At 66.9% G+C, this 25,153-nt stretch carries 33 protein-coding genes; 20 read left to right on the top strand and 13 right to left on the bottom strand.

The window, feature by feature from the left end:
- Nucleotides 1-31 precede the first annotated feature (31 nt).
- Nucleotides 32-646 (top strand): TetR/AcrR family transcriptional regulator, encoded by a 615-nt coding sequence (locus A9179_RS02115; RefSeq protein WP_187804214.1) that lies wholly within the window; start codon nt 32-34, stop codon nt 644-646.
- 49 nt (nt 647-695) lie between these two features.
- On the opposite strand, the gene A9179_RS02110 is transcribed toward A9179_RS02115, so the two are convergent.
- The 3 genes from A9179_RS02110 to A9179_RS02100 all read right to left on the bottom strand — a co-directional run bounded on the left by A9179_RS02110 (nt 696) and on the right by A9179_RS02100 (nt 2,376).
- On the bottom strand, nt 696-1,517 hold the full coding sequence (locus tag A9179_RS02110) for a phasin family protein (RefSeq protein WP_187804213.1): 822 nt from the start codon (nt 1,515-1,517) through the stop codon (nt 696-698).
- Nucleotides 1,518-1,527: 10 nt separating this feature from the next.
- On the bottom strand, nt 1,528-1,989 hold the full coding sequence (locus A9179_RS02105) for a phasin family protein (RefSeq protein WP_187804212.1): 462 nt from the start codon (nt 1,987-1,989) through the stop codon (nt 1,528-1,530).
- Nucleotides 1,990-2,097: 108 nt separating this feature from the next.
- Nucleotides 2,098-2,376 (bottom strand): polyhydroxyalkanoic acid system family protein, encoded by a 279-nt coding sequence (locus tag A9179_RS02100; protein WP_187804211.1) that lies wholly within the window; start codon nt 2,374-2,376, stop codon nt 2,098-2,100.
- 114 nt (nt 2,377-2,490) lie between these two features.
- Between A9179_RS02100 and ubiE the strand changes: the two genes are divergently transcribed.
- The 11 genes from ubiE to A9179_RS02045 all read left to right on the top strand — a co-directional run bounded on the left by ubiE (nt 2,491) and on the right by A9179_RS02045 (nt 11,198).
- Complete coding sequence (gene ubiE, locus A9179_RS02095; RefSeq protein WP_187804210.1) at nt 2,491-3,273, top strand: bifunctional demethylmenaquinone methyltransferase/2-methoxy-6-polyprenyl-1,4-benzoquinol methylase UbiE; 783 nt, start codon at nt 2,491-2,493, stop codon at nt 3,271-3,273.
- Nucleotides 3,274-3,539: 266 nt separating this feature from the next.
- Nucleotides 3,540-4,154, top strand: a complete 615-nt coding sequence (locus A9179_RS02090; protein WP_187804209.1) for a ubiquinone biosynthesis accessory factor UbiJ — start codon at nt 3,540-3,542, stop codon at nt 4,152-4,154.
- Nucleotides 4,151-5,743 carry a ubiquinone biosynthesis regulatory protein kinase UbiB gene (ubiB, locus tag A9179_RS02085; protein WP_187804208.1) on the top strand — a complete coding sequence of 531 codons (1,593 nt, stop codon included), beginning with the start codon at nt 4,151-4,153 and terminating at the stop codon, nt 5,741-5,743. Before A9179_RS02090 ends, ubiB begins: the two co-directional genes overlap by 4 nt.
- 104 nt (nt 5,744-5,847) lie before the next feature.
- A complete protein-coding gene (gene hisI / locus A9179_RS02080) occupies nt 5,848-6,249 on the top strand; it encodes a phosphoribosyl-AMP cyclohydrolase (protein WP_187804207.1) in 402 nt (133 codons plus the stop codon).
- Nucleotides 6,242-6,580, top strand: coding sequence for a phosphoribosyl-ATP diphosphatase (locus A9179_RS02075; protein ID WP_187804206.1), 339 nt, complete (start codon nt 6,242-6,244; stop codon nt 6,578-6,580). Before hisI ends, A9179_RS02075 begins: the two co-directional genes overlap by 8 nt.
- 22 nt (nt 6,581-6,602) lie before the next feature.
- Nucleotides 6,603-6,848: a twin-arginine translocase TatA/TatE family subunit gene (locus tag A9179_RS02070; protein WP_187804205.1), complete on the top strand. Its 246-nt coding sequence runs from the start codon at nt 6,603-6,605 to the stop codon at nt 6,846-6,848.
- Nucleotides 6,849-6,851: 3 nt separating this feature from the next.
- Nucleotides 6,852-7,205: a Sec-independent protein translocase protein TatB gene (gene tatB / locus A9179_RS02065; protein ID WP_187804204.1), complete on the top strand. Its 354-nt coding sequence runs from the start codon at nt 6,852-6,854 to the stop codon at nt 7,203-7,205.
- The gene (gene tatC, locus A9179_RS02060; protein WP_187804203.1) at nt 7,202-8,005 is read left to right on the top strand and encodes a twin-arginine translocase subunit TatC; all 804 of its coding nucleotides are present in this window, start codon (nt 7,202-7,204) and stop codon (nt 8,003-8,005) included. The genes tatB and tatC overlap by 4 nt, the downstream gene beginning before the upstream one ends.
- Nucleotides 8,002-8,709, top strand: coding sequence for a 16S rRNA (uracil(1498)-N(3))-methyltransferase (locus tag A9179_RS02055; RefSeq protein WP_187804202.1), 708 nt, complete (start codon nt 8,002-8,004; stop codon nt 8,707-8,709). Before tatC ends, A9179_RS02055 begins: the two co-directional genes overlap by 4 nt.
- Nucleotides 8,710-8,805: 96 nt before the next feature.
- Entirely contained in the window at nt 8,806-10,725 is a 1,920-nt protein-coding gene (locus A9179_RS02050) for a methyl-accepting chemotaxis protein (protein WP_187804201.1), read from the top strand.
- A 59-nt stretch (nt 10,726-10,784) separates the two neighbouring features.
- Nucleotides 10,785-11,198, top strand: a complete 414-nt coding sequence (locus A9179_RS02045; RefSeq protein WP_187804200.1) for a UPF0158 family protein — start codon at nt 10,785-10,787, stop codon at nt 11,196-11,198.
- A gap of 75 nt (nt 11,199-11,273) precedes the next feature.
- Here A9179_RS02045 and A9179_RS02040 read toward each other — a convergent pair whose 3' ends face one another.
- The 5 genes from A9179_RS02040 to pip all read right to left on the bottom strand — a co-directional run bounded on the left by A9179_RS02040 (nt 11,274) and on the right by pip (nt 15,489).
- A complete protein-coding gene (locus A9179_RS02040) occupies nt 11,274-12,008 on the bottom strand; it encodes an amino acid ABC transporter ATP-binding protein (protein WP_187804199.1) in 735 nt (244 codons plus the stop codon).
- On the bottom strand, nt 12,001-12,963 hold the full coding sequence (locus tag A9179_RS02035) for an amino acid ABC transporter permease (RefSeq protein ID WP_187804198.1): 963 nt from the start codon (nt 12,961-12,963) through the stop codon (nt 12,001-12,003). Before A9179_RS02035 ends, A9179_RS02040 begins: the two co-directional genes overlap by 8 nt.
- A 189-nt stretch (nt 12,964-13,152) precedes the next feature.
- The gene (locus A9179_RS02030) at nt 13,153-13,944 is read right to left on the bottom strand and encodes a transporter substrate-binding domain-containing protein (protein WP_187804197.1); all 792 of its coding nucleotides are present in this window, start codon (nt 13,942-13,944) and stop codon (nt 13,153-13,155) included.
- A 139-nt stretch (nt 13,945-14,083) separates the two neighbouring features.
- Nucleotides 14,084-14,521 carry a D-aminoacyl-tRNA deacylase gene (gene dtd / locus A9179_RS02025; RefSeq protein WP_187804196.1) on the bottom strand — a complete coding sequence of 146 codons (438 nt, stop codon included), beginning with the start codon at nt 14,519-14,521 and terminating at the stop codon, nt 14,084-14,086.
- A complete protein-coding gene (pip, locus tag A9179_RS02020) occupies nt 14,518-15,489 on the bottom strand; it encodes a prolyl aminopeptidase (RefSeq protein ID WP_187804195.1) in 972 nt (323 codons plus the stop codon). Before pip ends, dtd begins: the two co-directional genes overlap by 4 nt.
- A 92-nt stretch (nt 15,490-15,581) precedes the next feature.
- On the opposite strand from pip, the gene A9179_RS02015 reads away from it, so the two are divergent.
- Nucleotides 15,582-16,013, top strand: a complete 432-nt coding sequence (locus A9179_RS02015; RefSeq protein ID WP_187804194.1) for a hypothetical protein — start codon at nt 15,582-15,584, stop codon at nt 16,011-16,013.
- A gap of 131 nt (nt 16,014-16,144) precedes the next feature.
- Here A9179_RS02015 and A9179_RS02010 read toward each other — a convergent pair whose 3' ends face one another.
- Entirely contained in the window at nt 16,145-16,699 is a 555-nt protein-coding gene (locus tag A9179_RS02010; protein WP_187804193.1) for a methyltransferase family protein, read from the bottom strand.
- Nucleotides 16,700-16,768: 69 nt separating this feature from the next.
- Between A9179_RS02010 and A9179_RS02005 the strand changes: the two genes are divergently transcribed.
- Genes A9179_RS02005 through A9179_RS01980 form a run of 6 tightly spaced genes read left to right on the top strand, consistent with a single transcriptional unit; the run spans nt 16,769 to nt 21,145 of the window.
- Nucleotides 16,769-17,176 (top strand): hotdog family protein, encoded by a 408-nt coding sequence (locus A9179_RS02005; RefSeq protein ID WP_187804192.1) that lies wholly within the window; start codon nt 16,769-16,771, stop codon nt 17,174-17,176.
- Nucleotides 17,169-18,053, top strand: coding sequence for an ABC transporter ATP-binding protein (locus A9179_RS02000; protein WP_187804191.1), 885 nt, complete (start codon nt 17,169-17,171; stop codon nt 18,051-18,053). Before A9179_RS02005 ends, A9179_RS02000 begins: the two co-directional genes overlap by 8 nt.
- On the top strand, nt 18,050-19,237 hold the full coding sequence (locus tag A9179_RS01995; RefSeq protein WP_187804190.1) for an ABC transporter permease: 1,188 nt from the start codon (nt 18,050-18,052) through the stop codon (nt 19,235-19,237). Before A9179_RS02000 ends, A9179_RS01995 begins: the two co-directional genes overlap by 4 nt.
- On the top strand, nt 19,219-19,485 hold the full coding sequence (locus tag A9179_RS01990) for an acyl carrier protein (protein ID WP_187804189.1): 267 nt from the start codon (nt 19,219-19,221) through the stop codon (nt 19,483-19,485). The genes A9179_RS01995 and A9179_RS01990 overlap by 19 nt, the downstream gene beginning before the upstream one ends.
- Nucleotides 19,482-20,591 carry a beta-ketoacyl synthase N-terminal-like domain-containing protein gene (locus A9179_RS01985; protein WP_187804188.1) on the top strand — a complete coding sequence of 370 codons (1,110 nt, stop codon included), beginning with the start codon at nt 19,482-19,484 and terminating at the stop codon, nt 20,589-20,591. The genes A9179_RS01990 and A9179_RS01985 overlap by 4 nt, the downstream gene beginning before the upstream one ends.
- Nucleotides 20,588-21,145 (top strand): hypothetical protein, encoded by a 558-nt coding sequence (locus A9179_RS01980; RefSeq protein ID WP_187804187.1) that lies wholly within the window; start codon nt 20,588-20,590, stop codon nt 21,143-21,145. Before A9179_RS01985 ends, A9179_RS01980 begins: the two co-directional genes overlap by 4 nt.
- 20 nt (nt 21,146-21,165) lie before the next feature.
- Here the strand turns inward: A9179_RS01980 and darH are convergent, their stop codons facing one another.
- From darH to A9179_RS01960, 4 genes are read right to left on the bottom strand one after another with little or no spacing between them, the layout of a single operon-like run.
- Nucleotides 21,166-22,179, bottom strand: coding sequence for a BtrH-related acyltransferase DarH (gene darH / locus A9179_RS01975; RefSeq protein WP_187804186.1), 1,014 nt, complete (start codon nt 22,177-22,179; stop codon nt 21,166-21,168).
- Nucleotides 22,176-22,583: a DarG family dialkylresorcinol biosynthesis protein gene (locus A9179_RS01970; protein ID WP_187804185.1), complete on the bottom strand. Its 408-nt coding sequence runs from the start codon at nt 22,581-22,583 to the stop codon at nt 22,176-22,178. The genes darH and A9179_RS01970 overlap by 4 nt, the downstream gene beginning before the upstream one ends.
- A gap of 5 nt (nt 22,584-22,588) precedes the next feature.
- The gene (locus A9179_RS01965) at nt 22,589-23,746 is read right to left on the bottom strand and encodes a beta-ketoacyl-ACP synthase III (RefSeq protein WP_187804184.1); all 1,158 of its coding nucleotides are present in this window, start codon (nt 23,744-23,746) and stop codon (nt 22,589-22,591) included.
- Between the two features lie 19 nt (nt 23,747-23,765).
- Nucleotides 23,766-24,629 (bottom strand): dialkylrecorsinol condensing enzyme, encoded by an 864-nt coding sequence (locus tag A9179_RS01960; RefSeq protein ID WP_262410508.1) that lies wholly within the window; start codon nt 24,627-24,629, stop codon nt 23,766-23,768.
- Between the two features lie 86 nt (nt 24,630-24,715).
- On the opposite strand from A9179_RS01960, the gene A9179_RS01955 reads away from it, so the two are divergent.
- Nucleotides 24,716-25,153, top strand: coding sequence for a DUF2141 domain-containing protein (locus A9179_RS01955; RefSeq protein WP_262410507.1), 438 nt, complete (start codon nt 24,716-24,718; stop codon nt 25,151-25,153).

The following is a 25,153-nucleotide window of genomic DNA, read 5'->3' as shown; positions in this document are numbered from 1 at the left end:
GATACTCCGGCGGCCATCACAAGATCATGGAATGAAGACCCGCGACCGCATCCTCGAATGCGCCCTGCAGCTGTTCAACGAGCAGGGCGAACCCAACGTCTCCACCCTCGAAATCGCCACCGAACTGGGCATCAGCCCGGGCAACCTGTACTACCACTTCCACGGCAAGGAACCGCTGGTGATGACGCTGTTCGAGCGCTTCCAGACGGAGCTGGCGCCGCTGCTCGATCCGCCGGTCGAAGCCGAACTGGGCGTGGAGGATTACTGGCTGTTCCTGCACCTGATCGTCGAGCGCCTGGCGCAGTACCGCTTCCTGTTCCAGGATCTGTCCAACCTCGCCGGGCGCCTGCCCAAGCTGGCCCGTGGCATCCGCCAGTGGCTCAACCAACTCAAGCGCACCCTGGCCGCGCTGCTGGCACACCTGGCCGCCCTCGACCAGCTGCGCAGCGACACCCAGGCCCTCGGCCAGTTGGTCGAGCAGATCACCCTGACCCTGCTGTTCTCCCTCGACTACCAGCGCATCCTCGGCGCCGACGGCGAAGTGCGCCTGGTGGTATACCAGGTGATGATGCTGGTTGCACCGCACCTCAGCGACGACTCGCGACACGCCGCCGAGCAGCTCGCCCGTCGCTACCTGCAGGCCTAGAAAGCAAAACGCCCGGCACTGGGCCGGGCGTTTTTATCCTGCCGAAAACTCAGGACGGGGTAGCAGGTGCCACCGGTGCAGCAGCGGGTGCGGCGGCCGGAGCGGCCACCGGAGCGGCGGCCGGCTTGGCCGCGGCAGCCACAGCAGGCTTGGCGGCAGCCGGTTTGGCGGCGACCGGTTTCTTCACTGCCGGCTTCGCCGCAGGCTTGGCGGCAGGTTTCGCCGCGGCCTTGGCAACCGGTTTGGCGGCCGGCTTGGCAGCTGGTTTAGCAACCGGCTTGGCGGCAGCCTTGGCCAGCGGCTTGGCTGCAGGTTTCGCAGCCGGTTTAGCTGCTGGCTTGGCGGCCGGTTTGGTAGCGGCCTTGGCAACCGGCTTGGCGGCCGGCTTGACCGACTTCACCGACACGCCGGTGAGTTTTTCGATCTGCTTGGTCAGGCTGTCGACCTTGGTCTGCAGCGATTTGACTTCATTGCGGCTCGGCACGCCCAGGCGGGAAATGGCGCTGTTCAGACGCTTGTCGAAAGCCTCTTCCAGCTCGTTCCATTTGCCCAGAGCTTTGCCTTTGACTTCGTCGACTTTCGACTTGGCCGAACCGACGGTGGAGCCCACCGAGGTTTTCACCGCGCCCAGTTGCTTGTCGACTTCGGTCTTGGCCTGCTTCTCGGCTTTCTCGCCATCCTTGACCAGGCCGTCGAACAGCTTGGTGCCGTCCTTGCTGACCTTGGAGTAGGCGCCGAGACCGGCCAGCCAGATCTGCCGCGAGTACTTCTCGATCTCGCCGATCCAGGAGCCACTTTCTTTCTTCGCTGCGGGCTTAGCCGCGGGCTTCTTGGCTGCAGGTTTTGCAGCGGTAGGTTTTTTGACAGCCATCCTGCTCTCCTTATTGAGTACGCGCGACACGCTCAAGCAATGCATTCAACTCGTCCAGCTTAGCAGAGAGTGCCTCAACGTCTTGCTTGGAGGGAATACCCAGGCGATTCAGACCGGCAGCGACGCGGCCATCGAAGGCCTTTTCGATCTTGTCGAACTGCACTTCGACCTTGCCCTTCACTTCCGACACGCTGGATTTGACGCTCGACTTGACGCTGGCAACCTGGGTTTCGATCTGGCTGTTGGCAGCCTCGACCTGCTTGCTCACCAGTTTCTTGCCTTCTTTCTCGACGCCTTCGCCGGCCTTGACCAGCTCCTTGAAGTAATCGAGCCCTTCCTGACCTGCTTTTGCGTAGGCGCCCAGACCGGCCAGCCAAACCTTGCGGGCATAGGCCTTCACGTCAGTCAGTACGGTAGCTTTGCTTTCGACTACGGCTTCAACTTTCTTCTTAACGGCGGTTTTAGTGGCCATGCTGCACCTCAGGTTCCGAGTGATGAAAAATTGGCCCTTTGCCAGGACTTGAACCCAAGGTAGTCAGAAAAATTAGAAATCACATACTAGGCCGCCACGGCCGTCGATTCAGGCCTGCAGGTGCTTGTCCAGGGTCTCTTCGATCTCGCGCTTGATGGTACCGCCCAGGGCCGAGAGCAGCAGGCCCAGCTTGAGGCTGACCCGCACGTGAGCGTCGCTCACCTCGATGCTGCCATCGGCGCCGCTGCGCTTGAACTCCAGCACGTCGCCGCTCCAGCGGTACTTCACGTCGTATTCGCGCGCCAGGCGCTCGGCCAGGGCCTCGGCCTTTTCGCGGGCGGCCGCACGGCCGAGGGAATGTGCGCGTTCAACGGTGATACGGGTCATGCAGGGCTCCAACAGCGACCGGATGTCGCGCGACTATAGCGCCCCGCCCGGCGCCAAGACAAAGGCCGGCCACGGGTTTAGAATGGCCGCCACTTTGATTCCGGTGACCGCGACATGAACGATCCGCGCAAGGCTCCAACCCAGGACGAGCCCCTCGAGAAGACCACGCACTTCGGCTACCAGGACGTACCGGAAAGCCAGAAGGCCGAGAAGGTCGCCGAGGTGTTCCACTCGGTAGCCGCCAAGTACGACCTGATGAACGATGTGCTGTCCGGCGGCCTGCATCGCCTGTGGAAGCGCTTCACCATCGAGCTGTCCGGCGTGCGCCCGGGCAATCGCGTGCTGGATATTGCCGGCGGCACCGGCGACCTCACCCGCAAGTTCTCCAGCCTGGTCGGCCCGCAGGGCGAAGTCGTCCTCGCCGATATCAACGACTCGATGCTCAAGGTCGGCCGTGATCGCCTGCTGGACAAGGGCGTGGCCGGCAACGTGCTGTTCGTCCAGGCCGACGCCGAGGCGCTGCCGTTCCCCGACAACCACTTCGACGTGGTCACCATCGCCTTCGGCCTGCGCAACGTGACGCGCAAGGAAAACGCCCTGCGCTCCATGCTGCGCGTGCTCAAGCCAGGTGGCCGCCTGCTGGTGCTGGAGTTCTCCAAGCCGGGCAACAAGCTGCTGGCCAAGGCCTACGACACCTACTCCTTCGCCTTCATGCCGCTGGCCGGCAAGCTGATCAGCAACGACGCCGACAGCTACCGCTACCTGGCCGAGTCGATCCGCATGCACCCGGATCAGGACACCCTCAAGGCGATGATGGTCGACGCCGGCTTCGAGCGCGTGACCTACCACAACATGACCGGCGGCATCGTCGCCCTGCACCGCGGCATCAAGCCATAGGGTCTGATCCCGTTTCGCTCGCGGCCGCGCCGGAGCCAGTTTTTGCGCGGAGCAAGGCATGAGGAGAGAGGTTTGGCTGTTCCAAATGAACGACGAATAACGCAGCGCCGCGCAAAAACTGGCCCGGCCCTTCGGGTTGCGCGGCAAATCGCGCCATGCGGCGTTGCGGGACTTGGCAAGGGAATGACCATTACCTGCGTCCCGCGCCTTGCCTGGCGCGATTTGACGCAGCAACGCGGCTCGCGCCGAAACGGGATCAGACCCTCATGCTGCTGACCGGGCTGCTGGCCGGCGTCGAGCACGGCCTCAATCGTGTGCTGGCGATGGACAGCACGGCGCTGCCGCGCCTGGCCCGGCTCGACGGCACGCTGATCGAAGTCGACTGCCGCAGTCCGGCCCTGCGCCTGTTCATCCGCCCGGGGGCGCACGGCCTGCAGCTGGCGGCCCAGGCTGCAGGCGCCGACTGCTGCCTGCGTGCCCCGGCCGCCAGCCTGCTGCGCCTGGCCCTGGCCAAGGACAAGACCGCCGTGCTGCACCAGCCCGAGGTCGAGCTGGATGGCGACAGCGCCGTGCTGCTGGAGCTGGCAGCCATCCTCCAGGATCTCGAACTGGACTGGGAATACGAGCTGGCGCGCTGGCTCGGCCCGGTCGGCAGCCAGCTGCTCGGCAGCCATCTGCGCAGCCGCGTGCAGTGGGCCGGCGACAGCCTCGACAGCCTGCGCCTGACCCTTGCCGACTACCTCAGCGAGGAGTCGCGCAGCCTGGTCGGCGAGCGCGAGGCCCAGGCCCGTTTCAACGAACTCGACCAGCTCAAGCTGGCCCTCGACCGCCTCGATGCCCGCATCGACCGTCTTGCCCGTAAGGCTCACACCACTCCATGAAGCTGCTCGCCACCCGCCGCCTGCTGCGCATCCTGCGCGTGGTCATCCGCTACCGCCTGGACGACCTGCTGCTGACCCTGCCCCTGCCGACCTGGATGCGCGCCCTGCGCCTGCTCCTGCCGTGGCGCTGGCTGCCGCGCAAACCCCTGCAGTACAGCCGTGGCGAGGCCATGCGCCTGGCCCTGGAAGACCTCGGGCCGATCTTCATCAAGTTCGGCCAGCTGCTCTCGACCCGCCGCGACCTGCTGCCGGCGGATGTCGCCGACGAACTGGCGCGCCTGCAGGATCAGGTGCCGCCGTTCGACCCGGAACACGCCGTGGCGCGCATCGAGCAGCAGCTCGGGGCCAAGGTGGCCGATGTCTTCGCCCGCTTCGATGTGGCACCGCTGGCCTCGGCCTCGGTGGCGCAAGTCCATGCGGCACAGCTGAAGAGCGGCGAGGAAGTGGTGGTCAAGGTGATCCGCCCCAACCTGCGGCCGATCATCCGCTCCGACCTGGCCTGGCTGTTCCTCGCCGCACGCATCGCCGAGAAGGCCTCGGCCGATGCCCGCCGCCTGCGCCCGGTGGAAGTGGTCAGCGACTACGAGAAGACCATCTACGACGAGCTCGACCTGCTGCGCGAGGCGGCCAACGCCAGCCAGCTGCGGCGCAACTTCGAAGGCTCCGAGCTGCTCTACGTGCCGCAGGTGTACTGGGACTGGTGCCGCCCCAAGGTGCTGGTAATGGAGCGTATCTACGGCGTACCGGTGACCGACATGGCGGTGCTCGCCGACCAGCGCACCAACATGAAACTGCTGGCCGAGCGCGGCGTGGAGATCTTCTTCACCCAGGTGTTCCGCGACAGTTTCTTCCACGCCGACATGCACCCCGGCAACATCTTCGTCGCCACCCGCACGCCGTGGAGCCCACAGTACATTGCCATCGACTGCGGCATCGTCGGCAGCCTCACTGCCGAGGATCAGGACTACCTGGCGCGCAACCTGCTGGCCTTCTTCAAGCGCGATTACCGCAAGGTGGCGCAGCTGCACATCGACTCCGGCTGGGTGCCGGCCGAGACCCGGGTCAACGACTTCGAGGCAGCGATCCGCACCGTCTGCGAACCGATCTTCGAGAAGCCGCTGAAGGATATTTCCTTCGGCCAGATTCTCCTGCGCCTGTTCCAGACCGCACGGCGCTTCAATATGGAAGTGCAGCCGCAGCTGGTACTGCTGCAGAAGACCCTGCTCAACATCGAAGGCCTGGGCCGCCAGCTGTACCCGGATCTGGATCTGTGGAGCACCGCGCAGCCGTTCCTCGAGCGCTGGATGCGCGAGCGGGTCAGCCCGCTGCAGCTGCTGCGCAACCTGCAGCAGCAGGCCGAGCAGGTGCCACATCTGTCGCAGATGGCCCGCGACACCCTGGAGCGTCTCAACCAGCCGCAGACCGTGGCCCCGCAGCCCGCACAGGCAAGCAGCCAGGGCTGGCCATTGCGTCTGCTCGGCGCCGCGCTGCTGGCCGGGGGGGTCAGCCAGGGCCTGGTGCTCAGCCCACTGGCCTGGAGTGCCTGGCTCAGCCTGGGTGCCGGCCTGCTGCTGATCCTGCGCCGATAGCCAGTGTCGGCCGCTACTGGCACACTTAGCTCATTGCACCGCCAAGGTGCACAACCCGCGCGCCTCGCGCGCCACGAAAGTGCCCGACACGGGCGGATGCAGAAATGACCGACTGGCTCGACGAAATTCGCTGGAACGAGGACGGCCTGGTTCCCGCCATCGCCCAGGATCACCAGACCGGCCGCGTGCTGATGGTGGCCTGGATGAACCGCGAGGCCCTGGCCCTCACCGCCGCCGAGCAGCGCGCCATCTACTGGTCGCGCTCGCGCGGCAAGCTGTGGCGCAAGGGCGAGGAGTCCGGCCATGTGCAGAAGCTGCACGAGCTGCGCCTGGACTGCGACGCCGACGTGATCGTGATGCAGGTCGAACAGCTGGGCGGCATTGCCTGCCATACCGGGCGCGAAAGTTGCTTTTACCGGGTGTGGGAAAATGGCGCGTGGCGCACCGTCGATCCGGTACTCAAAGACCCGCATGCCATCTACCACACGGGACACAAGCATGAGTGACACCCTCACCCGCCTGGCCGAGGTGCTGGAGGCGCGCAAAGGCGCGGCGCCGGACAGCTCCTACGTGGCCAGCCTGTATCACAAGGGCCTGAACAAGATTCTGGAGAAGGTCGGCGAAGAGTCGGTCGAAACCATTCTTGCGGCCAAGGACGCGGCCATCAACGGCGATTGCAGCGACCTGATCTACGAAACCGCGGACCTCTGGTTCCACAGCCTGGTCATGCTCGCCGCCCTCGGCCAGCACCCACAGGCCGTGCTGGACGAACTGGATCGGCGCTTCGGGCTTTCCGGGCATGCCGAGAAAGCGGCACGCCCCACCACTTCCGACTGATCATTTTTCGAGGATTGATTGCATGGGCATTTTCGACTGGAAACACTGGATCGTCATTCTCATCGTGGTCGTGCTGGTTTTCGGCACCAAGCGCCTGAAGACCCTCGGCTCCGACCTCGGCGAAACCGTCAAAGGTTTCCGCAAGGCGATGAACACCGAAGAAGACAAACCGGCCGAAGCGGCCCCGGCCGCCAGCGAGCAGCTGCACCAGCCGCAGACCATCGACGCCACGGCGCACAAAGTCGAAGAGCCGGCGCGCAAGGACTAAGCCGTGTTCGAGATCGGTTTTTCCGAGCTGCTGCTGGTCGGTCTGGTGGCGCTGATCGTGTTCGGCCCCGAGCGCCTGCCCGGGGCTGCGCGTACCGCCGGTCTGTGGATCGGTCGGCTGAAGCGCAGCTTCAATGCGATCAAGCAGGAAGTGGAACGCGAGATCGGCGCCGACGAGATTCGTCGCCAGCTGCACAACGAGCAGATCCTGCAGATGGAGCGCGAGCTCAAGCAGTCGATCCTGCCGCCGCCCACTGTCGAGGCTGAGGCCAGCCCGGCCCAGCCCGCCGCGCCGCAGGCCGCAACCGCGCCCACCGCCACTCCCCCGGCCACTCCGGAGCCGCCGCGCCAGCCATGACCCAGCAAGCCCCCGAACCCCAGGTCGACCCGAGCGGCGACATGCCGCTGGTGGCGCACCTCACCGAGCTGCGCACCCGCCTGCTGCGCTGCGTGATCGCCATCTTCATCGTGTTCGCCGGGCTGTTCTACTTCGCCCAGAACATCTACACCATCGTCTCGGCACCGCTGCGCGCCTACCTGCCGGAAGGCGCGACGATGATCGCCACCGGGGTCGCCTCGCCGTTCCTCACGCCGTTCAAGCTAACCGCCTGGTGCGCGCTGTTCCTCGCCATCCCGATCATCCTGCACCAGGTCTGGGGCTTCATCGCGCCGGGCCTGTACAAGCACGAGAAGCGCATCGCCGTACCGCTGCTGATCTCCAGCATCTTCCTGTTCTACGGCGGCATGGCCTTTGCCTATTTCCTGGTGTTCCCGCTGATCTTCCACTTCTTCGCCAGCGTGACCCCGGAAGGGGTGGCGATGATGACCGACATCAACGAGTACCTGGACTTCGTCCTCACCCTGTTCTTCGCCTTCGGCGTGGCCTTCGAGATCCCGGTGGCGACCTTCCTGGTGGTGTGGATCGGCCTGGTCGACATCGCCAGCCTGAAGAAGAGCCGGCCCTACGTGATCGTCGGCTGCTTCGTGGTCGGCATGATCCTCACCCCACCGGACATCTTCTCGCAGACCCTGCTGGCGGTGCCGATGTGGATGCTGTTCGAGATCGGCCTGTTCTTCGGCGGTCTGGTGCGCAAGCGCAGCGAGCACGAAGAAGCAGAGGCCGCTTCCGACGACCAGCCGCCCGCCCCGCTGCCGTGAACCTGCTGCTGCTGGAAGACGCCGACTTCGTTGCGGCGGATCGCGTCGTGCTGCAGGGCCGGCGCCTCAAGCACCTGCATGAAGTGCACCGCGCCGAGGCCGGCGACAGCCTGCGCGTCGGCCGCCTCGGCGGACTGATGGGTAGCGGCAGTATCGAGACCCTGAGCGCCGAGCAGGCGGATATCCGCGTCAGCTTCGACCAGCCGCCCCCCGCCAAACTGCCGCTGACCCTGCTCCTGGCCCTGCCGCGGCCAAAGATGCTGCGCCGCGTGCTGCAGACCGTCAGCGCCATGGGCGTGCCACGCCTGGTGCTGCTCAACAGCTACCGGGTGGAAAAGAGCTTCTGGCAGACCCCCTTCCTCGAACCGGCAGCGATCCGTGAACAGCTGATCCTCGGCCTGGAACAGGCGCGCGACACCGTGCTGCCCGAGGTCGTCATCGAGAAGCGCTTCAAGCCCTTTGTCGAGGACAGATTGCCCCAGCTCGCCGCCGGCACGCGCGGCCTGGTCGGCCACCCTGGCGACTTCCCCGCCTGCCCGCGCGCCCTCAGCGAGCCGGTCACCCTGGCCATCGGCCCGGAAGGCGGCTGGATTCCCTACGAAGTGGAGAAGCTGCACGAGGCCGGCCTGCAGCCCGTGCAGCTCGGCGAACGCATCCTGCGCGTGGAAACCGCTGTCAGCGCCCTGCTCGCCCGCCTGTTCTAAACAGCGCCCCTTAAGAGAACATAGGCTCAGCCGATATAGCGGCTACCCGCCGGGACAGCACCCGGCCCTCTGCATTGGTTCGGTCAGGAGTCCTCCATGCTCAGCTGGTTCGGTGATCTCGGCGTCAAACACAAACTCGCCCTGGGTTTCGGCCTGGTGCTGCTGCTTACCCTGCTGATCACGGTCACCGGCTGGCACAGCCTGAGCGCCACGGTCGAGCGCGGCGACAAGCTCGGCGCCAGCGCCCGCCTCAGCGAGCTGACCAAGGATCTGGGCATCAGCCGCCTGGCCTACCAGATGAAGCAGGAGCCGGCCACCAGCCAGGCAGTGACGGACAACCTGCAGGCCATCAGCGACCTCGGCGACCAGCTCAAGGGCCTGCTCAGCGACCCCGTCGACCTCAAGCTGATGGCCGAACAGGCCGCCGCCACCGACGACTACCGCAGTACCTTCGCCCAGCTCACCCAGGACTACCAGGCCCGCGAAGCCGCCCGCAGCAAGCTCGGCGCTAGCGCCGACGCGGCGGTGGCCCTGCTGGTGCAGATCGAGGAGCGCGTGCTCAGCGACATCACCCTCGACGACGCCAGCCGTCTGGAACAGTTCCGCCAGCTCAGCGTGCTGCGCCTGAGCGTGCAGCAGGCACGCTTCCAGGTGCGCGGTTACACCTACAGCAGCGACCCAGCCCTGCAGCAGGCGGCCTTCGCCGCGGTGGACGAAGCCCTCAAGGGCCTGCAGGAGCTGGGCAAGACCATTGGCAGCGATGACTCCGACCTGACCAAGGCCGCTGCCGCCCTGCAGAACTACCGCACCGCCATCAGCGACTTCGGCAGCGCCATGCAGCGCAGTGCCGAGCACATCGCCCAGATGCGCCAGCACGGCGAACGGGTGCTGAAGGTCAGCGAGCAACTGTTCGAGCGGCAGAGCGCCAAGCGCCTCGCGGAAACCGGCCAGGCGCGCACCCTGCTGGCTGGCGCCTCGGTGCTGGCACTGCTGATCGGCCTGTGCGCCGCCGCGCTGATCACCGCGCAGATCACCCGCCCGCTGCAGTACACCCTGAGCAGCGCCGAACGCATCGCCGCCGGCGACCTCAGCCAGGACATCCGCGTCACCCGCCGCGACGAAATGGGCCAGCTGCAGCAGAGCATGCAGCGCATGACCCTGAGCCTGCGCGAGCTGATCGGCCATATCCGCGATGGCGTGACCCAGATCGCCAGCGCCGCCGAACAGCTCTCCGCCGTCACCGAGCAGACCAGCGCCGGGGTCAACAGCCAGAAGGTCGAGACCGACCAGGTGGCCACCGCGATGAACGAGATGACCGCCACCGTGCAGGAAGTCGCGCGCAACGCCGAAGAAGCCTCGGAAGCGGCCAGCGCCGCCGACCGCCAGGCCAAGGAAGGCGAAGCCGCGGTCAACGACGCGGTCACTCAGATGGACAAGCTGGCCAGCGAAGTGGGCCGCTCCAACGACGCGGTGAGCCACCTCAAGGAAGAAAGCCAGAAGATCGGTAGCGTGCTCGACGTGATCAAGGCGGTGGCCGAACAGACCAACCTGCTCGCCCTCAACGCCGCCATCGAGGCCGCGCGTGCCGGTGATGCCGGGCGTGGCTTCGCCGTGGTCGCCGACGAGGTGCGCGGCCTGGCCCAGCGTACGCAGAAATCCACCGAGGAAATCGAGGCGCTGATTGCCGCCCTGCAGAACGGTACCCAGCAGGCCGCCAACCTGATGGACAGCAGCCGCGAACTGACCGAAAGCACCGTCGAGCTGACCCGCCGCGCCGGCCGCCGCCTGGGCGCCATCGCCCAGTCGGTGTCGTCGATCCAGTCGATGAACCAGCAGATCGCCGCCGCCGCCGAGGAGCAGACCGCCGTCGCCGAGGAGATCAACCGCAGCGTGATCAACGTGCGCGACATCTCCGAGCAGACCGCCTCGGCCAGCGAGGAAACCGCCGCCTCCAGCATCGAGCTGGCGCGCCTGGGCAACGAGCTGCAACAGCTGGTCAGCCGCTTCCGCGTTTGACAGCGGGCGCCCCTGCGGGCGTAGGATCGGAGCATCTCCCGCTGCCCGAGGCCTGCGCCATGCGCCCCCTGACCATCGACCTCGACCAGTTGGCCGTCGCCCTCGACAGTGAAGGCCTCGAGCACTACTTCGACCTGCTGCGCGGCAAAGTGCTGCTGTTGCTGGATGACGACGGCGACAGCGAGCTGGCGGCCTTGCTGCGCGAGGAACCGGAACGCTTCGTCGCCATCGAGCCGCTGGAAGCCGGCACCCACCTGGCGCTGATGCAGGAGTTCCTCCAGGAAGTCGCCCACCCGCAGGCCTACGCCGCGCTGGAACAGGCCCTGGTCGGGCGCAAGCCGGCGCGCACCTTCAACCACATCCTGATGGGCTACCCGCCGCTGCTGCAGGCCTGGCAGAGCTTCGAGCGCGCGCGCCTGCACGAGCTGGCGCTGGACTGGCTGGAAGAGCACGAGCTGCAGCCGGTCGGCTGAACCATAGGGTGGGAGCACCCGCGGGTTTCACCCGCCCTACGCCATGAAAAACCGCCACTGATGTGGCGGTTTTCGTTACAGCACCTGACGCAGGAAGGCCTGAGCCCGGGCATCCTGCGGTCGGTCGAAGAACTGCGCCGGCGGCGCGTCTTCCAGCAGTTTGCCATGGTCGAAGAACAGCACGCGGTCGGCCACTTCGCGGGCGAAGCCCATCTCGTGGGTGACGCAGACCATGGTCATGCCTTCCACGGCCAGCTGCTTCATCACGTCCAGCACTTCGCCGACCATTTCCGGGTCGAGCGCCGAAGTCGGCTCGTCGAACAGCATGACCTTGGGCTCCATGCACAGCGCCCGGGCAATCGCCACGCGCTGTTGCTGGCCGCCGGACAGGCGCGAGGGGAACTCGTCGGCCTTCTGCGCAATGCCGACCTTGGCCAGCAGGGCACGGGCCTTTTCCTCGCGCTCGGCCTTGTTGCGCTTGCGCACCACCTTCTGCGCCAGGCACAGGTTTTCCAGCACGGTCATGTGCGGGAACAGGTTGAAGTGCTGGAACACCATGCCGACTTCGCGGCGATAGGCGTTCACGTCGGTCTTGGGGTTGGCCAGATCGACGCCATCGATGCTCACCGAGCCGGAGTCCAGCTCTTCCAGGCCGTTGAGGCAGCGCAGGAAGGTCGACTTGCCGGAGCCGGACGGGCCGATCACCACCACCACTTCGCCGCGCTCGACGCGGGTGGTGACGTCGTCCACCGCGCGCACTTCGTGGCCACGGGCGTCGAAGACCTTGATCAGGTTGCGGACTTCAATCACTTTTGCCGAGCCTCCGCTCCAGGCGGCTGGCGATTTGCGACAGCGGCAGGTTGATGACCAGGTACAGCGCCGCGACGCAGAACCAGATTTCGAAGGTGGAGAACGAGGTGGTGATCGCCTCGCGGCCACTCTTGGTCAGTTCGGTGATGGCGATCACCGAGACCAGCGAAGTGTCCTTGACCAGGCTGATGAACTGCCCGGCCAGCGGCGGCAGCACGCGCTTGAACGCCTGCGGCAGGATCACGTGGCGCATCGACTGGCCGGCGGACAGGCCCAGCGAACGCGCCGCCTCGTCCTGGCCACGGGCAATCGACTGCACCCCGGCACGCACGATCTCGCCGACATAGGCGCCGGTGAACAGCGCCAGCGCCGCCACCCCGGCGAACTCGCGGGACAGGTTGAGCACGGTGCCGATGAAGAAGTAGAAGATGAAGATCTGCACCAGCAGCGGCGTACCGCGCACCAGCTCGACGTAGAGGGTCGACAGGTCGCGCAGGGTCGGGTTCTTCGACAGCCGGCACAGCCCGGTGACCAGGCCGATCAGCAGACCGAAGGCGCCGGACAGCACGGAGATCCACAGGGTGGTCCACAGCCCCCAGAGCAGCGGGCCGGCGGCCCAGTGACGGGTCACGCCGACCACATCGCCTTCAGCGACATCGTCGCCCTGGCTGAACTGCAGGCTGTCGCGGTCAACCAGCAGGATCTGCTCGCCACCACTCTCCTGCACCAGAGTCACGCGAGCTTTGCCGCCTTCGTCGCCGATCGCCTCGACCCGCGCATAGTCAGCGGCGCGTTGCGCCTCTTCGGCGTGGTAGGCGAAATACTGCGGTACGCGGTTCCAGCGCCACTCGTAGGAGATCAGCGAGGTGGAGTACCAGAGGCAGCCGGCAATCACGACCAGAATCAGAGCGGTCAGCAGATGCCAGGGCCACAGGGCTTTGTTCTGTTTAGCCACGGTGTTTTCCAAAATGACAACGCGCAGGCCGGGGCCTGCGCGCTGGTTGAACTTAAGCCAGGTCACGATCTTGCGAGCTAGCGCCGTACAAGGCAAAAACAGGTGAGGAAGCGGAGTTTACGTGCTGTAAATGAGCATTCCGAACCTGTTTTTAACGCAGTAGGGCCGACGCGCAGCTGATCGTGGGGCTTACTCCATGTCTTTCAGCCAGTTGGTGTTTTCAAACCACTTGGCATGGATGCGATCGTAGGTGCCGTCTTTCTGGATCTGCAGCAGCCAGTTGTTGATCCAGTTGATGCTGTCGTAGTCGCCCTTCTTCAGGCCGAAGGCCAGCGGCTCGTAGGTGAAGGGCTCGGGCAGGAACACCAGTTTGCCGGCGCCGGCCTTGTTCACCGCCACCACGTTGTACGGGGCGTCGTAGATGAAGGCATCGGCCTTGCCGTTGACCACGTCCATCACCGCTTCCTGCTCGTTGTCGAAGCCGTGGTACTGGGCCTGGGCGATCAGCTTCTTGGCGACCATTTCGCCGGTGGTGCCGATCTTCGAGGTGATGCGGTACTTGCTGGCGTTCAGATCCTTGTAGGACTTGATCTCGCCTTGCAGCTCCTTGCGGATCAGCAGGGTCTGGCCGACCACGATGAACGGCGAGGTGAAGTTGACGCGCAGGTTGCGCTCCTGGGTCAGGGTCATGCCGGAGCCGATCATGTCGAACTTGTCGGTCAGCAGGGCCGGGATGATGCCGTCGTAGGAAGTGGAAACCAGCTCCAGCTTGACGCCCATGGCCTTGGCCATGGCTTTCAGCAGGTCGACTTCGAAGCCGATGATTTCACCGCGCTTGTTGGTCATCTCGAACGGCATGTAGGTCGGATCCATGCCCACGCGCAGGGTGCCGCGCTTGACCGCATCGTCGACGGTGCCGGCCTGGGCCAGGCCGCTCAGGGCGCAGGCGGACAGCATGAGAGAGGCGAGAAACTTCTTCATTACGAATCCTCGTTGGATAAAGGGGCAGCGGTTACCGAACCGCCGAACAAAAATGTGCGGCGCATGCTAACCGGCATCAGCAAAGATGGCGAGCTGCGAGAAAGCAAGAGACGCGCCAGCGGACGAACTGCAAATGCCCTCAGACGTCCAGCAGGAAGGTCACCGGCCCGTCGTTGACCAGGTGCACCTGCATGTCGGCGCCGAAACGCCCGGTGGCCACCTGCGGATGTTGCTGGCGGGCCAGCTCGACCAGCTGTTCGAACAGCGCGGCGCCCAGAGCCGGCGGTGCCGCACTGGAGAAGCTTGGGCGCAGGCCGCTCTTGGTGTCGGCGGCCAGGGTGAACTGCGAAACCAGCAACAGGCCGCCCTGCACATCCTTGAGCGACAGGTTCATCTTGCCCTCGGCATCGCTGAACACGCGGTAGCTGAGCATGCGCTGCAGGCCCTTGGCGATGCTGGCCGGGCTGTCCTGCGGTTCGATGCCGACCAGCGCCAGCAGGCCCTGGTCGATGGCGCCGACGATCTCGCCGGCCACCTCTACCCGCGCACCACGCACGCGCTGGATCAATAGTTTCATGCGTCTTCCGGGGGCAGATCCAGCAAGCGCCGGGCCATCTGGTCGGCAGCGCGCACCAGGGCATCGACGATGCCCGGTTCGGCGGCGGCGTGGCCGGCATCGCGGATGATCTGCAGCTCGCTGTTGGGCCAGGCCTGGTGCAGCGCCCAGGCGTTGTCCAGCGGGCAGATCACGTCGTAGCGGCCATGCACGATGACGCCCGGCAGGTGGGCGATCTTCGGCATGTCGCGCAGCAGCTGGTCGTCATCCAGGAAGGCATTGTTGACGAAGTAGTGGCACTCGATGCGGGCGATCGACAGGGCGCGGTGCGGCTCGCTGAAGCGGTCGACCACCTGCGGGTTGGGGCGCAGGGTGGCGGTACGCCCTTCCCAGGTCGACCAGGCCTTGGCCGCGTGCATCTGGGCGATCTGGTCGGGGCCGGTGAGGCGCTTGTAGAAGGCCTGTACCAGGTCGCCACGCTCCTCGGCCGGAATCGGCGCCAGGTAATCCTCCCAGTAGTCGGGGAACATCCGGCTGGCGCCTTCCTGGTAGAACCAGCTGATCTCCTGCGGGCGGCACAGGAAGATGCCGCGCAGGATCAGGCCGTGCACCCGCTCCGGGTGGGCCTGGGCATAGGCCAGGGCCAGGGTCGAGCCCCAGGAGCCGCCGAACAGCACCCACTTGTCGATGCCCAGGTGTTCGCGGATGCGCTCGAGGTCGGCCACCAGGGCCTGGGTGGTGTTGTTTTCCAGGCTGGCATGGGGAGTGGAGCGCCCGCAGCCACGCTGGTCGAAGGTGACGATGCGGTACAGGTTGGGATCGAAGTAGCGGCGGCTGGCGCCATCGCAACCGGCTCCCGGCCCACCATGGACGAACACCACCGGCAAACCGTCCGCCGAACCGCTCTCGTCCACATAGAGGACATGCGGTTCCTGCACCGCCAGCTCGTGGCGGGCGTAGGGTTTGATCTCCGGATACAAAGTCAGCATGGCGCACTCCCGAGTCTGTGCGTAAGTTCCCTGTGACCATCTGCCGATGGCCGACCGTGCCGGGCATCATAACCATGAATCGGGAGTTGAGCATGCCAGCCAAGCGAATTGCCCTGGCTTTTCTGCTGATCTGCGTCCTGCTCGGCGGTTGCACCCCGAGCGACCCGCAGGCCGCCGTGGAAGCCGCCGTACAACAGTTGCAGGACAACCTCGAAGCCAAGAGCGCCAGCGCCGTGATAGAGCAGCTGCACCCGCAGTTCCGCGCCCAGCAGCAGTACGACCGGCAGTGGGCGCAGCGCACCATGGCCCTGCTGTTCCTGCGCCACAAGCAGGTGCGGGTGCTGGCCCTGAGCAAGAGCAGCGCCGTGGATGCGACCTACCGCAGCAAGGGCCACACCCGCGCCGAGATCGCCCTGACCGGCGCCGAAGGCCTGATTCCGGACAGCGCCAGCCACTACAGCGTGACCCTGGAGTGGTGGCTGGAAGATGACCAGTGGAAGCTGGCGCGCCTGGACTGGGAATAAGGGATCTCTTGATCGTCGGCCATGCTGCGTTGAAGCTGGGCTCGGGCTGCTCATTTACACGCGTAAACTCCGCGCCCTCGCCCACCTTCGCCTTGCCTGGCTCTAGCTCAAAAGATCCCAGACAAGCCGAGTTAGAACAGAAAGGGGATAAAGCGCTTGCTGCGCGCCATATAGTCCCGGTAGGCCTCGCCGAAATAGGCCAGACACTCGGCCTCGTCGCGTCGCGCCGCAGCGAACAGCAACAGGCTGCTGAGCAGGCCGAGCGCCAGGGTCAGGCCATTCAGCTGCTTGCAGGCGATGCCCCAGGCCAGCAGCAGCAGCGAGCAGTACAGCGGATGGCGGATGTAGCGGTAGATGCCACTGGTGACCAGCTGCGAGGTGCGCTCAAAGGCATACAGCTCGGTATCCTGGCGCTGCGCCGTGGCCCGGCCGAAGCGGCGCAGCTGGTAGAGGCCGAGGAACAGCGCCAGCAGCGAGGTGAACAGCAGCAGCCAGGAGACCCGCTGGTGCAGGGCGTAGCGATCGACGAACCACACCGGCGCGTTCAGCACCAGCAGCGCCAGCATCGCCTCCCAGGCGAAGAAGCGGTAGAAGCCGTGGGCCTGCGGATTCCTCAGCGCCCGCCAGGAAACCCCCAGCAGCGCCAGCGAACCCAGTACGAAGGCCACAGCCTGCAACTTCAGCATCCTCTTCCCCTTGCCGTTGTTCCGCGGCGACTTGGTACACTGCCGGCCAGACCATCACGGCCCCTTGCAATGGATCGCACCCGACTGCACAGCCTGCTGCCGCACCAGGGCCCCGCCCTGTGGCTGGACTGCCTGCTCGACCACGACGCCGGCAGCATCCGCGGCCTCAGTGCCTGGCACCACCTCGACGCCTTCGGCGCGGACGCCTCGCCCTGCCTGCTGTTCGAGGCCGCGGCCCAGCTATGCGCCGCGCATGGTGCCCTATATGGCGAGGATAGCGCCATCGACATGGCCCTGGTCGGCAAACTCTCGCAGCTGCAGCTGCACTTCGACCCCGCGCAGCGCACAGGCCCGCTGCAGGTCGCCGCCCGCCAGGAAGCCCTGAGCCCAGGCGGTGCCCTGTACGCCTTCAGCATCCACGCCGAGCAGCGCCTGCTGCTCGACGGCAAGCTCCTGCTGGTGCTGCAGCATGCTTGAACTGCGCGGCCTCGGCTTCCGCTACCCCGGCGCCGCCAGCCCGGCACTGCAGGATATCGACCTGCAGCTGCAGCCCGGCCAGTGCCTGGGCCTGCTCGGCAGCAACGGTGCCGGCAAGACCACCCTGCTCGCCCTGCTCAGCGGTGTGCTGCCCCCGCAGCAGGGTGAAATCCGCTGGGACGGCGAGCGCAGCCTCGGCCTGGTGCCGCAGCAGCTGGCCTTCTACGCCGGGCTCAAGGTGCGCGAGAACCTCGAACTGTTCGCCGACCTCTACCGCCTGCGCGGCGCCGAGCGCAGCAGGCGCCTGGCCCTGAGCATCGCCAGCACCGCCCTGGAAGGCCTGCTGGCGCGCCGCGCCGGGCAGCTCTCCGGCGGCGAGCAACGGCGCCTGAACTTCGCCATCGGCCTGCTGCAGCCGGCGCGCCTGTACCTGTTCGACGAGGCCACGGTCGGCGTCGACGCCGCCAGCCGCCAGCTGCTGCTGGCCGCCGTGGAGCAGCTCGGCGCCGAGGGCCACGCGGTGATCTACACCAGCCACTACCTGGACGAGATCGAGCGCGTCGCCCAGCGCATCCTCCTGCTCCACGAGGGCCGGGTGCGCCTGGCGCTGGACAAGCGCCAGCTGCTCGACGCCGGCCACGGCCTGCTGCTGGAGTGGCCGGAAGCGCCGCCGACCGGCCTGCACGAGCTGCTGGCACGCCTGCACCTGGCGGTCGAGATGCTGCCGGGCGGCCTGCGCGTCGCCGCCCTGGACGGCCCGCAGCTGCTGGAGATCACCCGCTTCCTCGCCAACCAGCCGGGGCTGCCCGACCTGCTGCGTTTCGGCCGCCCCTCGCTGGAGCAGCTGTACCTGCAGCTCAACGGAGGCCGCCTATGAGACTGCGCGCCCTGCTGCGCAAGGAACTGCTCCTGCTGCTGCGCGACCCCCACGCCCTGGCCGTGCTGTTCATCATGCCGACCCTGTTCCTGGTGCTGATGGCCGGCGCCATGTCCAATTACCTGCAGGACAAACCGCCGGCCCTGCGCCTGGTGCTGGCCGCGGCGGTGCCCAGCGACTCCAGCCGCTTCTTCAGCGACGCCTTGCAGGCCCAGTTGCCCGACAGCCAGCTGCTGCCGGCCAGCAGCGAACGTGTCGCCGAAATCCGCCTGCCGGCGAACTTCGCCAGCCGCCTGCTGGACAACGACGCCCCAGGCCCGGCCCTGAGCTTTCCGCCGCAGCTGGACAAGCTGTCACGCCAGTACCTGCGCAGCGCGGTGAACATCGCCCTGGCACAGACCCGCCTGCTCGCCTACCTGCAGGACAGCGGCGCCATCGACCCGGCGCTGAGCGCGGCCGAACGCCTGCAACTGGTGCAGCAACGCACCCAGAGCCATATCGAGGAAAGCGAGCAGCTGGCCAGCGGCGACCTCAGCGGCCGCGCCAACGCCAGCCAGCTGAGCGTGCCGGCCTGGCTGATCTTCGGCATGTTCTTCGTCACCCTACCGATGGCCGGCGGCTTCCAGCGCGAGCAACAGAGCGGCGCCCTGCTGCGCCTGCGCGCCCTCGACCTGAACCTGGCCAGCCTGGCCCTGAGCAAGCTGCTGCCCTATTTCGCCATCAACCTGGTGCAGTTCGCCCTGCTCCTGGCCGTCGGTGTCTACGCTCTGCCGCTGCTCGGCCTGCAGGGCCTGAGCCTGCCCGGCAACCCGCTTGCCTACCTGCTGCTGGCCGTCAGCCTGAGCCTGGCCACCTGCAGCCTCGGCCTGCTGCTGGCGGCCCTGGCGCGCAGCGCCGAGCAGGCGTTGTTGCTCGGCGGCGGGATCAATATCATCCTCGCCGCCATCGGAGGCATCATGGTGCCCAAGAGCGTGATGCCGGCGGCCATGGGCCAGCTGGCCGAAATCTCGCCGATGAGCTGGGCACTGGACGCCTTCCTCACCCTGCTGGTGGGCCAGGGCAGCCTGGCCGACATCGCCCCCTACTGCGCCCGCCTGCTGCTGTTCGCAGCACTGCTCGGCGGCGCCGGGTGGCTCCTGTTCCGACAACGAGTGCAGCAAACGCAATGGACGACGCATTACTAGAACAACAACTCAAGCAACTGCTGATTCGTGAGTGTGACAAGGAAGACGACATCGACTGGCAGAGCATCGCCGACGATGAGCCGTTGTTCGGCAGCAAGAGCCGGGTGCAGATGGACAGCCTGGATGCCCTGCAGGTGTCCCTGGCCCTGCAGCAGCACTACGGCGTGCGCATCGAAGGCGCCAAGGACGGGCGCAAGATCCTCGCCAGCATCGCCGATATCGCCGCCTTTATCCGGCAGTCCCGGTGACCCCGGTCTATCTGCAGCGCGGCGCCCTGCACAGCGCCCTGGGCGCCGACCTGGATGCGGCGACGGGCAACCTGCTGGCCGATCGTCGGCCGCAGCCACGGCCCTTCCTCCTGCATGAGCTGCAGCAGCCACGGCCCTACTTCGCCGTCGCCACCGAGGAAGCGCTGGACGCGCGCCTGGATCGCCTGCTGGGCGAGACCCTGGGCGACACGCCAGCCGCCGACTGCCTGCTGATAGTCGCCAGCACCGCGCTGGATATCAGCGAGCTGGAAGCGCGCGTGGCCACCGAGGGCGGCTTCCGCTTCGAGCACTCCACGCCGCTGGATCTGCTGGCCGAACAGCTGCGCCAGCGCCATGGCTTCGCCGACGCCTTCACCCTCAACACCGCCTGCACCAGCGCCGCCAATGGCCTGCTCTACGGTGCCGGGCTGATCGGCGCCGGGCAGTTCGCCCGGGTACTGGTGCTGGCCTGCGAAACGCCCAGCCAGCTGGCCCAGCAGGGCTTCGGTGCCCTCGACCTGACCAGCCCCAGCGGCGCCTACCGGCCCTTCCACCCCGAGCGCGATGGCCTGGTGCTGGGCGAAGCCTATTGCGCCGCCCTGCTCGCCGCCGACCCCGGCCCGGCGCCGCTGGCCAAACTGCTCGGCGGCTTCAGCGCCTGCGACACCAGCAGCCTGACCACCACCCGCGAGGACGGCAGCCATATCGACTGGGTGATGCGCCAGGCCCTGCAGCGCGCCGGCGTGACTGCCGGGCAGATCGCCCTGAGCAAGCTGCACGGCACCGCCACCGGCGCCAACGACCATGCCGAGAGCAACGGCATGCGCCGCCTGTTCGGTACCGCGCTGCCGCCGCTGTGCGTGCTCAAGCCCTGGCTCGGCCACACCCTGGGCGCCTGCGGCCTGAGCGAAACCCTGTTACTGCTGGCCGCCCTGCGCCAGGGCGCGCTACCAGCGCTGGACTATGCCAACGCGGCGCTGCTGCCGCTGCCCAGCGAGCCGACGGCGCTCGCCCCCGACGCCCTGCTGCTGGCCAACTTCTTTGGCTTCGGCGGCAACAACGCCAGCCTGGTGCTGCAGGGCTGCCGAGAAGGAGAGCGCGCATGAAGCTGATCGCCGCCAGCGAGATCCACGGCAGCGCCGAGCTCGACGACAAGGCGCTGAAGGCCGCCCTCGGCCAATACCTGGCCAGCCCGCCACGCCGCATCGACCGCCTGATCTTCCAGGCCCTGCTTGGCGCCGCCCTGCTCAAGGACAACGTGCGCAGCGACTGCGGCCTGTACCTGGCCTCACGCTACCCGGCACGGCCGACCATGGGCGCACTGCTCGATGCCGTGTGCGTACAGCAGCGCCAGCCCAAGCCCTTCGAGTTCGTCAACAGCGTGAGTAATGCCGCCGGCTTCCATGTCGCCCAGCAACTGGGCCTGGAAGGGCCGAACCTGTTTATCGGCGCAGGGCCGCGGGTGTGGCCGCAGCTGCAGCGCCTGGCCGCCGTGGATCTGGCCGCCGGCAACTGCAGCCAGGCGCTGTTGCTGCTGGTCGAGGATCTGGGTGATTTCCGTGTGCAGGCGGTGCTGCTGGAAGGTAGCGCGCCAGCTCAGCCGGGCGCCGACTTCGCTGCACTGACGGCGGGCAGCGAGGTCAGCCGGCTCGCCCTGTAAAGGCGGGCCGCTGCTGCGGCTCAGCCCTTGCGCTTGCTCCAGGCGCCCAGTTCCTGCATCAGCGCGCGCTCCTGACCGGCGATGCCACGCAGCATCGCGGCAATGGGACGGAAGTCCGGCGCTTCGCCCTTGCTGCGGCTGGCGCGCACGCAGGCCGAGGCGAACTGGCGCCAGTCGTCGCCGATGGCGGTCAGGCGCTGCGAGGCCTCGCCCAGCTCGGCAGCACCGAGCCTGTCGCCGGCCTCCTGCAGGAAACTGGCGTACATGAAGCGGAAACCAGCGCCGCCGGTGCCGATCTCTTCCTGCATGCGCACGATATGGGTCAGGTACAGGCGGTTGTACTTGCTCTGCGTCGGGTCGAGCTTCTCGACCTGCTTGGCCAGGTGCTGGATACCGCGAATGCCGATCCACGGCAGCGGCATGCCGTCGAGGATGCGCGTGGTGCCGAGCACGGCCTGGCGGATCAGCTTCTCCCAGTCCTGCTCCAGCGGCACGTCATCCAGCCAGTACATCAGGCCCTTGGCCGCCAGCGCGCCCTTGGCGAAACGGGCCTTCTGCAGATCCTCGCTGGCACAGCGCACCGGGTGCTCGAACACCGGGTCGCTGATCAGGTAGTCGTCGCCGTCGCGGCCGTACACCAGCAGGTTGTGCGCGTTGAAGTGGAAGCGCATCTCCGGCGGAAAGTACGGCAGCCAGAACACCGAACTCTGCAGACCGGCCAGGCGTCCGCCGGCCAGCGCCTCGTCCAGCTCGCGGCGGCCCTGTTCGGGGTTGCCAAAGGTACGGCTGTACAGGCGCGCGCCGAGGCGCTTGCTGAGGGTCTTGATCAGATGCCGGGGCGGCATGCGGTAGGCAATCAGCGGCATGCCACCGAGCTTGACGATCGGCAGGTAGGCAAAGGCCAGCCCCGAGGCCAGGCCGAAGGCCATCGGCTCGCTCATCGGCAGGCCGGCGTGGCTGAGCAGGCTGGCCATCACCCCGCTTTCGCAGTGGGCACTCTGGCGGTGCTGGAAATGCGCTTCGAAGCTGCTCATGCCGGTTCCTTCTGGTAGGCGCTCAGGTGCTCGACCGGCAGGCCGAAGGCCTCGGCGTAGCGGGCCAGGATGGCGCGGCCGAGGCGCCGGTAGGTGGTCGGGCGGAAATGCCGGCGGATGCGCCACTGCCACAGCCCAGTGATCTGCGCCAGAGCCGGCTCATCCAGGCGATAGCGGTACATGAGGAATTTCAGCGGCGACAGCTCGCCGCGCCGCCAGGCCGCCTCGGCCTCGGCCTCCAGCTCTTCCAGCTCGGCCACGGCGAGCTGGGTGGCGAAAGCCTCCGGCTCCCAGCCATCGCTGCGCGCGCCCTGGTACTGGCCCGCGGCGTCGACCGCATAGACCAGCTTGCGCTGGCCGCCGTAGGTGGAGCTGTGATCCTGGGGAACGTCTTCAAGCTTCATGGTTTTTAATCCCCATGGCCGACCACCGTCAGGTGCATGAAGGCGCTGGAAAAGCGCCCGCTTTCCGGGACATAGCAGAGCAGGCGTTCGCCGCTGCGCAGGCGCCTGCCATTGAACAGTTCTTCGAGGATGATGAAGATCGACGCGGCGCCGGTGTTGCCCTTGCTGGTCAGGTTGGTGAACCAGCGCTCCTGCGGAATCGGCAGATCGGCGTTGGCCAGGCCGGCGGCCAGCGGCTCGCGGAAGTACTCCGAGCTGTAGTGCGGCAGGAAGTGCTCGATGTCGGCCACGCGCAGTTCGCGGCGCTGCATGATGCGGCGCAAGGCCTCTTCCACCGTGTATTTGACGATGTTGTCGTTGAGCAGTCTGACGTCCTGCTTGATCGCCATCACCGAGCGCCGCCCACGCTCATCGGCGTCATAACGGCTCCAGCCGACCAGCTGGCCGTCCTGCATGTCGGCGCCGGCGTACATGCACGGCGGCATCTGGTCGGCGAACGACAGCACGTCGATCCAGTCGATGCGCAGGCTCAGGCCGCTGGCGTTGGGCTGGCCCTGCAGCCACACGGCACCGGCGCCGTCGGAGAGCATCCAGCGCAGGAAGTCCTTCTCGAAGGCGATTTCCGGATGGCTTTCCAGCTCGTCGACGCGGCTCTCGTACTCGGCGTTGAAGTTGCGCGCCTGCATCAGCGTGGAAGCCACTTCCGAGCCGCAGGCCACCGCGTTGCGGCTTTCGCCGCTGGCCACGCTGAGCCAGGCGTACTTCAGCGCGGTCATTCCGCACAGGCAGATGCCGGCGGTGGTCACCACCTCGCAGGACGGGTTGCCCAGCTCGCCGTGCACCATCACCGCGTGCCCCGGCATCACCTGATCCGGCGAGGAGGTGCTGGCCACCAGGCAGTCCAGCGTGGCCAGGTCGAAGCCCGGCCCGGCCAAGCCGCGCACGGCCGCGGCGCTGATCTGCGCATTGCTCATGGCCGGTTCGCCGCTGGCCGGGTCGATCACGTAGTGGCGCTGCTGGATGCCATTGCGCCGCAGCACCAGGCGCCGCGCCCGCGACGGCTGGCCGCCGACCAGGCCGAGGCGCTGTTCCATCTGTTCGTTGTCGACCGGGTCGAAAGGCAGGTAGGCGCTGATGCGATTGATGAAAACGGGTTGCACCACAGCGAGTCCTCGGGTCACTTCACTCGCCGGACGGGCCGGCGAAGTAGGCCTTTTCACGCATCGTTCGTTCCCTGAACAGCGGAGTCAGCAGTTTCTTGAGCAGGGCGCCGAGCGGCACCACGGTAATGATCAGGCACAGCAGGAAGACGATGTACACCACCAGGCCGGCACCGCGGCGCCGGCTCTGTTGCGGGCCGAGGGCGCTGAGCAGGCGGCTCCACAACTGGAAGCTGCGGTTGCCGACCTTCTCGCTGCCGATCAGTTTTTCGTCGATGCGTACGGCGCCGAGGCCCTTGAGCATGGGTTCGGTGATGGGCAACCCGTCGGCCGTCAGGCGCTGCGCCATGGCCTCACCGAAACGGCTGGCGGCAACGATCTCGGCCTCTTCGATGCCGGCACGCGGCACCCAGGCGTAGGGTTTCTGCCGGCCGGTGAACAGCCACAGCGGGGTGGCCAGGAAGCTTGCGGCGGTACCGCAGGCATCGGTCAGGGCGATGTTGTCGACCAGCCGCGCGCCCAGCTGGCTCAGGCGCGCCTTGACCTTCTCCTGGGCCATCAGCCACATGTTGCGGCAGCCGATCAGGGTCACCACCGGGGTGTCCTTGAGCAGCCGAGCCGCTTCGGGCGAGGCGAGGAAACTGCTCAGCGGCAGCGAAGGCGAGAGGAACCACACCTGGTAGGCGAGGATGATCAGGTCGTAGCGCTTGCCGGCATCCACCGCCAGCGGCAGCAGCGGCTGCGGGCGCATCAGCACGGTTTCCGGGAAGATGCGGAAGAAGCCGAGGAACGGCCAGGGGAAGGGGAAAGGCTCGGCCGGTTGCAGGGCGAGGAAATCCACCTGAACATCGGCGTGCGCCTGCAGCGGTGCACAGACCGAGTGCATGAGCCGATCCAGTTGGCCTGTCTGTGAGAAATGAACCACTAAAACCTGACGCATCCCTTGCCGATTCCCTGCAGAATGCCCGGAGTATGCCACAGAGAATTCTTCAAACCGTAACCGCGCTGTGCCGTCTGGCGCCGCTGGCGCTACTGCTGGTCTGCCCGGCGCTGCACGCCGGCGACATCCTGGTACGCCTCGAAGGCCAGCAGGACGGCGCCGCGCTGCACCTGGCCCTGGTGTTCGCCGACCAGCCGGACTGGGACGGCCGCATCCTGCGCCAGATCGAGAGCCAGCAGGCGCCGCTGCGCCTGCGCAACCTGCCGCCCGGGCGCTACGCCCTGCAGCTGTACCAGGACAGCAACGGCAATGGCCGCCTCGACCTCAGCCCGCGCGGCATCCCGCTGGAGCCGGTGGGTTTCTCCGCCAATCCGAGCCTGCTCAACGGCAAGCCGACGCCGCGGCAATGCCTGTTCGAGCATGCCGAGGGCGACACTGAGATCGTGGTGCGCCTGCGCAGCAAACGCTGA

This window comes from Pseudomonas alcaligenes (genome assembly GCF_014490745.1).
Classification (GTDB): domain Bacteria; phylum Pseudomonadota; class Gammaproteobacteria; order Pseudomonadales; family Pseudomonadaceae; genus Aquipseudomonas; species Aquipseudomonas alcaligenes_C.
This window is presented reverse-complemented; position numbering and strand designations above follow the sequence as displayed.

What these genes read in the sequence shown, in the direction of transcription:
- A9179_RS02070 (WP_187804205.1), top strand. Translation starts at nt 6,603, where the DNA reads ATGGGCATTTTCGACTGGAAACACTGGATCGTCATTCTCATCGTGGTC.
- pip (WP_187804195.1), bottom strand. Translation starts at nt 15,489, where the DNA reads ATGCTGACTTTGTATCCGGAGATCAAACCCTACGCCCGCCACGAGCTG.
- A9179_RS02090 (WP_187804209.1), top strand. Translation starts at nt 3,540, where the DNA reads ATGCTGCTGACCGGGCTGCTGGCCGGCGTCGAGCACGGCCTCAATCGT.
- A9179_RS02105 (WP_187804212.1), bottom strand. Translation starts at nt 1,989, where the DNA reads ATGGCCACTAAAACCGCCGTTAAGAAGAAAGTTGAAGCCGTAGTCGAA.
- A9179_RS02110 (WP_187804213.1), bottom strand. Translation starts at nt 1,517, where the DNA reads ATGGCTGTCAAAAAACCTACCGCTGCAAAACCTGCAGCCAAGAAGCCC.
- A9179_RS02100 (WP_187804211.1), bottom strand. Translation starts at nt 2,376, where the DNA reads ATGACCCGTATCACCGTTGAACGCGCACATTCCCTCGGCCGTGCGGCC.
- A9179_RS02045 (WP_187804200.1), top strand. Translation starts at nt 10,785, where the DNA reads ATGCGCCCCCTGACCATCGACCTCGACCAGTTGGCCGTCGCCCTCGAC.
- A9179_RS01955 (WP_262410507.1), top strand. Translation starts at nt 24,716, where the DNA reads ATGCCACAGAGAATTCTTCAAACCGTAACCGCGCTGTGCCGTCTGGCG.
- A9179_RS02075 (WP_187804206.1), top strand. Translation starts at nt 6,242, where the DNA reads ATGAGTGACACCCTCACCCGCCTGGCCGAGGTGCTGGAGGCGCGCAAA.
- A9179_RS02030 (WP_187804197.1), bottom strand. Translation starts at nt 13,944, where the DNA reads ATGAAGAAGTTTCTCGCCTCTCTCATGCTGTCCGCCTGCGCCCTGAGC.
- A9179_RS02000 (WP_187804191.1), top strand. Translation starts at nt 17,169, where the DNA reads ATGCTTGAACTGCGCGGCCTCGGCTTCCGCTACCCCGGCGCCGCCAGC.
- ubiE (WP_187804210.1), top strand. Translation starts at nt 2,491, where the DNA reads ATGAACGATCCGCGCAAGGCTCCAACCCAGGACGAGCCCCTCGAGAAG.
- A9179_RS02115 (WP_187804214.1), top strand. Translation starts at nt 32, where the DNA reads ATGAAGACCCGCGACCGCATCCTCGAATGCGCCCTGCAGCTGTTCAAC.
- A9179_RS01970 (WP_187804185.1), bottom strand. Translation starts at nt 22,583, where the DNA reads ATGAAGCTTGAAGACGTTCCCCAGGATCACAGCTCCACCTACGGCGGC.
- A9179_RS01980 (WP_187804187.1), top strand. Translation starts at nt 20,588, where the DNA reads ATGAAGCTGATCGCCGCCAGCGAGATCCACGGCAGCGCCGAGCTCGAC.
- tatC (WP_187804203.1), top strand. Translation starts at nt 7,202, where the DNA reads ATGACCCAGCAAGCCCCCGAACCCCAGGTCGACCCGAGCGGCGACATG.
- A9179_RS01960 (WP_262410508.1), bottom strand. Translation starts at nt 24,629, where the DNA reads ATGCACTCGGTCTGTGCACCGCTGCAGGCGCACGCCGATGTTCAGGTG.
- A9179_RS02015 (WP_187804194.1), top strand. Translation starts at nt 15,582, where the DNA reads ATGCCAGCCAAGCGAATTGCCCTGGCTTTTCTGCTGATCTGCGTCCTG.
- dtd (WP_187804196.1), bottom strand. Translation starts at nt 14,521, where the DNA reads ATGAAACTATTGATCCAGCGCGTGCGTGGTGCGCGGGTAGAGGTGGCC.
- ubiB (WP_187804208.1), top strand. Translation starts at nt 4,151, where the DNA reads ATGAAGCTGCTCGCCACCCGCCGCCTGCTGCGCATCCTGCGCGTGGTC.
- A9179_RS02050 (WP_187804201.1), top strand. Translation starts at nt 8,806, where the DNA reads ATGCTCAGCTGGTTCGGTGATCTCGGCGTCAAACACAAACTCGCCCTG.
- A9179_RS02010 (WP_187804193.1), bottom strand. Translation starts at nt 16,699, where the DNA reads ATGCTGAAGTTGCAGGCTGTGGCCTTCGTACTGGGTTCGCTGGCGCTG.
- hisI (WP_187804207.1), top strand. Translation starts at nt 5,848, where the DNA reads ATGACCGACTGGCTCGACGAAATTCGCTGGAACGAGGACGGCCTGGTT.
- A9179_RS01990 (WP_187804189.1), top strand. Translation starts at nt 19,219, where the DNA reads ATGGACGACGCATTACTAGAACAACAACTCAAGCAACTGCTGATTCGT.
- A9179_RS01995 (WP_187804190.1), top strand. Translation starts at nt 18,050, where the DNA reads ATGAGACTGCGCGCCCTGCTGCGCAAGGAACTGCTCCTGCTGCTGCGC.
- A9179_RS02005 (WP_187804192.1), top strand. Translation starts at nt 16,769, where the DNA reads ATGGATCGCACCCGACTGCACAGCCTGCTGCCGCACCAGGGCCCCGCC.
- darH (WP_187804186.1), bottom strand. Translation starts at nt 22,179, where the DNA reads ATGAGCAGCTTCGAAGCGCATTTCCAGCACCGCCAGAGTGCCCACTGC.